At 44.4% G+C, this 6,764-nt stretch carries 8 protein-coding genes; 4 read left to right on the forward strand and 4 right to left on the reverse strand.

Features of this window, described 5'->3' with window-relative positions:
* Positions 1–31: 31 nt before the first annotated feature.
* A complete protein-coding gene (locus IM479_RS05690) occupies positions 32–157 on the reverse strand; it encodes a hypothetical protein (protein ID WP_287685553.1) in 126 nt (41 codons plus the stop codon).
* Positions 158–246: 89 nt separating this feature from the next.
* Here IM479_RS05690 and rpaA point away from each other — a divergent pair, with 89 nt between their 5' ends.
* Complete coding sequence (gene rpaA, locus IM479_RS05695; RefSeq protein WP_286824351.1) at positions 247–987, forward strand: two component system response regulator RpaA; 741 nt, start codon at positions 247–249, stop codon at positions 985–987.
* A gap of 157 nt (positions 988–1,144) precedes the next feature.
* Here the strand turns inward: rpaA and IM479_RS05700 are convergent, their stop codons facing one another.
* Together IM479_RS05700 and ylqF are read right to left on the reverse strand one after the other, a co-directional pair.
* Positions 1,145–2,629, reverse strand: a complete 1,485-nt coding sequence (locus IM479_RS05700; RefSeq protein WP_287077928.1) for a glutamate synthase subunit beta — start codon at positions 2,627–2,629, stop codon at positions 1,145–1,147.
* Between the two features lie 161 nt (positions 2,630–2,790).
* The gene (ylqF, locus tag IM479_RS05705) at positions 2,791–3,630 is read right to left on the reverse strand and encodes a ribosome biogenesis GTPase YlqF (protein WP_287076187.1); all 840 of its coding nucleotides are present in this window, start codon (positions 3,628–3,630) and stop codon (positions 2,791–2,793) included.
* Positions 3,631–3,737: 107 nt separating this feature from the next.
* Here ylqF and IM479_RS05710 point away from each other — a divergent pair, with 107 nt between their 5' ends.
* Positions 3,738–4,280 (forward strand): NUDIX hydrolase, encoded by a 543-nt coding sequence (locus IM479_RS05710; RefSeq protein WP_287685555.1) that lies wholly within the window; start codon positions 3,738–3,740, stop codon positions 4,278–4,280.
* 124 nt (positions 4,281–4,404) lie between these two features.
* On the forward strand, positions 4,405–5,346 hold the full coding sequence (locus IM479_RS05715) for a hypothetical protein (protein WP_287685561.1): 942 nt from the start codon (positions 4,405–4,407) through the stop codon (positions 5,344–5,346).
* 127 nt (positions 5,347–5,473) lie between these two features.
* Here IM479_RS05715 and IM479_RS05720 read toward each other — a convergent pair whose 3' ends face one another.
* Complete coding sequence (locus IM479_RS05720) at positions 5,474–6,415, reverse strand: TIGR04168 family protein (protein ID WP_287685557.1); 942 nt, start codon at positions 6,413–6,415, stop codon at positions 5,474–5,476.
* 110 nt (positions 6,416–6,525) lie between these two features.
* Here IM479_RS05720 and IM479_RS05725 point away from each other — a divergent pair.
* Positions 6,526–6,764, forward strand: a 239-nt coding sequence (locus IM479_RS05725) for a helix-turn-helix domain-containing protein (protein WP_287685559.1), incomplete at its 3' end; no start/stop codon positions are given.

Below are 6,764 nucleotides of genomic sequence, written 5' to 3' on the forward strand. Positions count from 1 at the left end.
ACTGAAAACGGACGGGTCGAAAGTGTCAGACTTAAGCAATTAAGCGTTTTTCGCTATCTGCGTCAACCCCGTTCAGCGACCACCCTAAAAAAGTGGCGTGGTGAGGAATCGCCGTCCGTTTTACGGCGGCGAGGATGTCAAGTTGTGCTAAACTCAAGCCCTTGAGAGACAAAGCTCTAGTCGCAATGTCAGTAAGAACACATTTAGCAACTCCCTACCCAAACCCTTAGTCATAACACTCTGGTAATGCCCCGAATACTTGTAATCGATGATGATCCTGCGATCGCGGAATTAGTCTCCATCAACTTGGAGATGGCGGGTTATGACGTTAATCCGGCAGAGGACGGGATTAAAGGCCAGGCCTTGGCCGTCCAGTTACAACCCGATTTAATCATGCTGGATTTAATGCTGCCCAAAGTCGATGGTTTTACTGTCTGTCAGCGTTTGCGACGAGATGAACGCACGTCCGACATCCCGATTTTGATGCTCACAGCCTTAGGACAAACCCAAGATAAAGTGGAAGGTTTTAATGCGGGTGCTGATGATTACCTGACCAAACCTTTCGAGGTGGAGGAAATGTTAGCTAGGGTGCGCGCCCTCCTTAGACGCACCGATCGCATTCCCCAAGCCGCTAAACACTCAGAAATACTCAGTTTTGGACCTTTAACCCTTGTTCCCGAACGTTTTGAGGCGGTCTGGTTTGACAGTGTGGTCAAGTTAACCCATCTAGAATTCGAGTTACTCCACTGTCTTCTCCAACGTCACGGTCAAACCGTTTCCCCTAGTGATATTCTCAAGGAGGTCTGGGGATACGATCCCGATGATGATATCGAGACTATTCGGGTTCATATTCGCCATCTGAGAACGAAACTAGAACCCGATCCCCGTCATCCTCGCTATATTAAAACCGTTTACGGTGCGGGTTATTGTCTGGAGTTACCCACCAATGAACAGTTGGTGCTTGATTCATCGGTGGCAACGGTTTAAACAGGGAGCGATTGTCTAGATAGGCAATAGGGACAATTGTTTCCTCGCTCCTCCTGTTCAGATTGAGAGGGTTTGACCGGCGGTTGGGTTTTGATGGCTATGGCTGAGGCCTCTTTTTGGACATGACTATAACAAGGGGAAAACAGTAACTACTGGTTTAAGGTAAGTCCGTCGCCCCCATCAAAAAGCGATCGCATTCCCTGGCGGCCCCGCGACCTTCATTAATCGCCCAAACCACCAAACTTTGACCACGACGACAATCCCCTGCTGCAAAGACTTTCGGTAAGCTAGTGGCAAATTGACCGTGTTCGGCCTTGATATTGCTGCGGGCATCCTTTTCTAAGCCTAAATCATCGAGTAAAGGCTGTTCTGGTCCCAAAAATCCCATGGCTAATAGAACCAATTGCGTCGGGATGACTTTTTCTGTTCCTGCTACCGGTTGGGGGATAAACTGCCCTTTTTCGTTGCGTTGCCATTCCACCTGTACCGTGTGAATCCCTGTGACGTTGCCCTCGCTATCCCCTTCGAATTTAGTCGCCGTGGTGGTGTAAACCCGGGGGTCATCGCCAAAACGTGCGGCCGCTTCCTCTTGTCCATAGTCCAGACGGTAGATTTTCGGCCATTCGGGCCAGGGATTATCGGCGGCCCGTTCTCGGGGCGGTTGCGGCATGATCTCTAATTGGGTGACGCTACGGCAGTTATGACGCAGGGAAGTCCCCACACAGTCGGTTCCCGTGTCGCCACCGCCGATAATTACTACGTCTTTACCCGCGGCCGAGATAAAATCCTCCCCGGGCTGTCCGTCTAATAGTGCCTTTGTATTAGCAGTGAGAAACTCCATGGCGAAGTGAATGCCCTTTAATTGGCGACCTTCGATGTTTAAATCCCGGGGTTTGGTGGCCCCGGTACAGATAACGACGGCATCGTATTCGTTTAATAGGTCTTGAGCGCTGATATCCTTGCCCACTTCCGTGCTACAGACCATTTTTACCCCTTCCTGTGCGAGTATCTGGAGACGACGCAGAACCACTTCTTCCTTATCTAACTTCATGTTGGGGATACCGTACATTAATAGCCCTCCGGGACGATCGGCCCGTTCATAAACTGTCACCCAGTGACCGGCTTTATTTAACTGGTCGGCGGCCGCCAATCCCGCAGGTCCTGAACCAATTACGGCCACTTTTTTGCCGGTACGGATTGCGGGGGGATTGGCAGTAATCCAACCGGATTCCCAACCTTTGTCGATAATTGAACATTCAATATTTTTGATCGTAACGGGGGGATTATGAATACCGAGAACACAGGAACCCTCACAGGGAGCGGGGCAGACTCTACCGGTAAATTCGGGGAAATTATTGGTTTTATGAAGGCGATCGAGGGCTTCTCGCCACAATCCTCGATAGATTAAATCATTCCATTCGGGAATCAGGTTATTAATCGGGCAACCACTGGCCATGCCACTAATGAGCGTTCCGGTGTGACAAAATGGTGTACCACAATCCATACAACGGGCGGCCTGATTGCGGAGTTTATCCTCAGGCATGGGAAGATGAAACTCATCCCAATTATGAAGGCGATCGAGAGGGGTAAGTTCGGAAGGAAGTTCACGCAGGAATTCGATAAAGCCAGTCGGTTTGCCCATAGTCTTTTTTGTCTCTGTCGTTTATTCCCTATCTTCCTTCAGGGTTCGATCGATCCTCGCAACTTTACCGATTTCTTTAATCTTATCGGCAGCTCAGTGGACTAAAAGGCGGTAATTTTGACAAATTCGGGAATTAACTATTGAGTTAAAAACAGGCGATTTCAAGAGGAAGGGGGCAATTCTAACGGGATAGCCCCGATTATTCCCTTACGAAAATCATTGAGTAACTGCATGGCTGCCCTTTCTTTATCTTCTTGATATTTGAGATTGGCCAATTTTTCGATAAAATCTTCCCCGGTCATGTCTAGAGTATTCAACCCGTAACGAGATTGTAAAAGACCTTCATAGTGTAATTCTATTAATAAATCGACAAAAGCCGCCGCTATCCTTTGGTTATCATAACCAGCATCGCCAATATCCTCACAGATAGCTAATTTCACCGCATCCCTTTGATTATCTAAACGGGAAGGAATCACCCCCGGCGCGTCTAATAATTCTAAGGTGTCGGAAATTCTTACCCATTGTAATTGTCGCGTTACTCCGGCCCTGCGGGCGCTGGCGACGACTTTTCGCCCTAATAAACGGTTAATCAGGGCAGATTTGCCCACATTGGGAAACCCGATCACCACGGCGCGCACTGGACGCGGTAACATTCCTCTTAGTTGGCGTTTTTGGTTAATTTCATCGCCAATTTTTTCCGCCGCTTTGATAATTGCTTTAACTCTTTCTCCCTGTTTAGCGTTAGTAAAATAGACGGGTTCTCCTTGACTTTTAAACCATGTTACCCATTGTTGATGGGCAGATTCGGGAATCATATCGAGACGATTTAAGATTAACAAGCGCGGTTTATTGCCAATCCAATCGTCCACCTGCGGATGATGGGAAGCTAAGGGAATGCGAGCATCGCGCACTTCTAAGACCACATCCACGAGTTTAAGATGTTCCTTGAGTTTTCTTTCCGCTTTGGCAATATGACCGGGATACCATTGAATTAACGACATGGGAGATGGGAGTATAAAATTAAATTTTATCAGGAATAGTCCCTAGATAGCTATAATTATCTGAGAAAAAGTTTAGTAATTTCACTGCAATTATAACAGGATTGTCGATGACTAAGTTAAAAAAATGGCAAATTATTAAATCCGAGCTAGTTTTTCAGAATCGTTGGTGTCAAGTCCGTCAAGACGCGGTGAGGTTATCCTCTGGACAAGTTATCGATGATTATTTCGTTAATATTCGTCCTGAAATTGTTTTAGTTGTTCCAGTTACTGGGGATAATCAATTGGTTTTTGTCCGTCAATATCGTCACGGAGTTAAGGAAATTTTATTGGAATTTCCCGCCGGGGCAGTAGATGCGGGTGAAGATAATATTAATGCGGCAGCGCGTCGGGAATTCGAGGAGGAAACCGGTTATCAAAGTGATTCTCTAATACCTCTGGCTGTTTTGTACGATAATCCCGTTAAAGATACTAACAGAATTCATATTTTTTTGGCTCTTAATGCTACTCCCACAGGTCAACAAAAGTTAGATATTACCGAGGAAATTGAAGTTATTATTCGACCTTTACAGGAAATTAATCCGCAGGAAATTACCGTCTCCGGTAGTTTAGCTGCTTTCTATCTAGCGAGGGATTTTTTAAAGCAAAATTAAGAGGGTTTTAGTTGAAATTTCCCCACTTCCCGCTCTCCTACCTCTGCGCTTTTCTCTACTGTTTGAACAGGATTTGTATTACTTTAAGTTTTATTTTTTTCACTTGTCTATGAGTAATTTTTTGATGATTGCTGGCTTTATTCTATCAGCTTATGCGATTGTTGCCAACGATTCCCTACAAACTTTAGGGACTTTTTTAAGTGCCAATGAAGAACGTCCCTGGTGGATTTTATGGCTGTACACCAGTATAATCTTAGCCTCGATTTTTATCGCTGGTTGGTATATTAATCAGGGAGATGTGGCTTATAATCGACTAGAAATGATTCCCTTCCCAGAAACTTTTACTTGGATTTATATCGTTCCTCCCTTAGCAATTTTAATTCTCACCACTTGGGGAATACCTGTGAGTACAACCTTTTTGGTTTTAACAGTTTTTGCTCCCCAATCTCTAGATGAAATGTTAATTAAATCTGCTTGGGGTTATGCTATTGCTGTTATAGTGGGGTTAGTAATCTATCGAATTATTTATCAATTAGAAAACTTTTTCCTAGAAACAGTTAATAAAGAACCTCAAAAAATCTGGGTAGTCTTACAGTGGTTATCCACCGGGTTTCTCTGGAGTCAATGGTTAATGCAAGATTTTGCTAATATTTTCGCCTATCTTCCCAGAAAGTTAGCGGCAACATGGTTAGTTTTATCTCTAACAGTTATGCTACTCCTGCAAACCATCATTTTTATTAATCACGGGGGTCAAATCGAGAAAATTGTCACTAGCAAAACTAACGCCCATGATCTGCGTTCTGCAACAATTATTAACTTAATTTATGGACTAATTTTACTGTTTTTTGTTAGCTATAATCATATTCCCATGAGTACCACTTGGGTATTTTTAGGTTTATTAGGAGGTCGAGAAATTTCTCTGACTTTAACCAGAGAAAACCCTAATTTAGCCGCCACGGGTAAACTGGTTTTAGGGGATGCCTTGAAAGCTTTTATCGGTATGATAGTTAGTGTTGCTATCGCTCTTGCTTTACCTCTAATCGCTCAAAAAATTAACTATCTATAGGAAGTGGGGAGCTTTTTTCAGTTATCAGTAATCAGTGAACAGTAATCAGTGAACTGAACACTCATATCTGATAACTGATATTAGTGATTGTACCGCATGAGATTAAGAAAAGGTCTATTTTCAAAACTTAAGAATAACAAGATGGAACGGATAGGCGATCGATTGATGACCCGGAGTGATAAAGTTTTCTATTACTGATAATCTCGAAATTATCGTTCAACCAGATTAAAGATGCTTCTGTGACTAGACCTTCTTCAAGAGTGACTAGGGAAAAATTGCGAGATTTACCCGTATCGGAGTGGAGAATGCGAGGGACACTAGCAGCATTCAAATAAACGGTTCCCATTTCGGAAGTGACCACTGGATTGCGTAAACGGGAAGTGGTATGACGGAGACGGTGGTGCATATGACCGAAACTGACGAGAGGAACCTGTTTTCCTAACAGCTGTGCTTGTGCGATGGCCGCTGCTAAATCGGGGTCCCCGTGGTCCCCTCCCAAAGGTTGCCAATCGCGACCACAGATAGCTTCCGCTTCCTTTCCCAGTCCGGCCGGACCATTGTGACCTAAAAAAATCAGGTTATTATAGGCAGTATCTTGAATATTAGCGATAATTTTGGCGGTAGATTCGGCAAAATTGCTGATATTATAGCGTTCTTGCAAAAATTCTCCATTTTTCCACTCGGAACCCCCCCAAGTAAAGGGACGACCCCCAACAATCGAAAGCTGTAAACCGGGTAGGTCTAGTTTTGAGTAACCCACATGAGCAACCCCTAATAATTCTAACTGGGCGGTGACACGATCTTCTTGATCGCGATCGTAGGGACATTGTTTTCGTCCCCAAGGGGTGGCGCTATACCAAGCGTCATGATTACCGAGAATAACGGCTTTTGGTAAGGACAAACTAGCAATCCGACCGACAATTTCTAGGGATTCATTGCCAAAATCGCCGACAAATAGGGCTAAATCGACTTGTAAAGCTTCTAGTGCTAAATTATCTTCTATTTCCCATTGGTCGTGAACGTCACCGATGACGGCGATTTTATAGGTGCGAGGGAAAGAACTTACCATTACCGGTTATTAACTATCATCGAAAATTTGGGTCTGAAACCCCGTCGTTCTACGACGGCTTTACTGTTAAATATTAGCACATTTACGGAATATATGCTAAAATGCTCCCCATGGAGAAAGCCTATTCTTACCGATTTTACCCCACACCAGAACAAGAGTCGCTATTGCGGCGCACTTTGGGCTGTGTAAGATTAGTTTACAATAAAGCTCTCCATCTCAGAACACAAGCATGGTACGAAAGACAAGAAAGAATAGGATATACTGAAACGTCTTCAATGTTGACCGATTGGAAAAAACAAGAAGAATTAGACTTTTTAAACGAAGTTAGTTGTGTACCTTTACCACAAGG

It is taken from the genome of Microcystis sp. M165S2, from assembly GCF_020245885.1.
Classification (GTDB): Bacteria; Cyanobacteriota; Cyanobacteriia; order Cyanobacteriales; family Microcystaceae; genus Microcystis.

Coding starts and splice junctions, on each gene's coding strand:
- ylqF (WP_287076187.1), bottom strand. CDS start 3,630: ATGTCGTTAATTCAATGGTATCCCGGTCATATTGCCAAAGCGGAAAGA.
- IM479_RS05700 (WP_287077928.1), bottom strand. CDS start 2,629: ATGGGCAAACCGACTGGCTTTATCGAATTCCTGCGTGAACTTCCTTCC.
- rpaA (WP_286824351.1), top strand. CDS start 247: ATGCCCCGAATACTTGTAATCGATGATGATCCTGCGATCGCGGAATTA.
- IM479_RS05715 (WP_287685561.1), top strand. CDS start 4,405: ATGATTGCTGGCTTTATTCTATCAGCTTATGCGATTGTTGCCAACGAT.
- IM479_RS05720 (WP_287685557.1), bottom strand. CDS start 6,415: ATGGTAAGTTCTTTCCCTCGCACCTATAAAATCGCCGTCATCGGTGAC.
- IM479_RS05710 (WP_287685555.1), top strand. CDS start 3,738: ATGACTAAGTTAAAAAAATGGCAAATTATTAAATCCGAGCTAGTTTTT.